This window comes from Xylophilus sp. ASV27 (genome assembly GCF_016428875.1).
Lineage (GTDB): Bacteria > Pseudomonadota > Gammaproteobacteria > Burkholderiales > Burkholderiaceae_C > Xylophilus.
Genome location: NZ_JAELTO010000279.1, coordinates 1 through 446 on the forward strand (window position 1 = coordinate 1; position 446 = coordinate 446).

1 protein-coding gene is annotated in these 446 nt (G+C 40.1%); it reads right to left on the reverse strand.

Features of this window, described 5'->3' with window-relative positions; all coding sequences use genetic code 11:
* The coding region (locus JHD63_RS22870) for a hypothetical protein (protein WP_198973107.1) at window positions 1–446 on the reverse strand (446 nt) is incomplete at both ends.

Below are 446 nucleotides of genomic sequence, written 5' to 3' on the forward strand. Positions count from 1 at the left end.
CCCTAGAGCTCTCTGGATGGCTTAACAAAAGGTTTCTGTTGTTGTACACATCAAAACCGATGTTAGATTTTAAGTTCAGCCATTTTACCGGCGTAACGGTAAACCCGAAGTTAGAAGTGATCCTGTTCTGGATCGAGTTGATTTTATTCTTATTGATATTAAAATAAGGGTTTTCTATTTCGGAGGTCAAATCTGTTGCTGTAGTAAACCTTCTTCTGGTACCAGCTGGCGTAAGGTAATCTTTGGCATTGTCTTCTTGCGGCCAAAGCAACAAACCAATTAGCGGACCGCCCGAGCCTTTAAAAGGCTGGTTATTCACTGCATAAGTATAGTTCATAGAAAGGTCTACTTTTAACCAATCGTTTATTTTGCCATTGGTTGAACCATTTAAGGTAAAACGCTCATAGTCTGAATTTGGCACTACACCGTTTTGGTCGGTGTAAGAA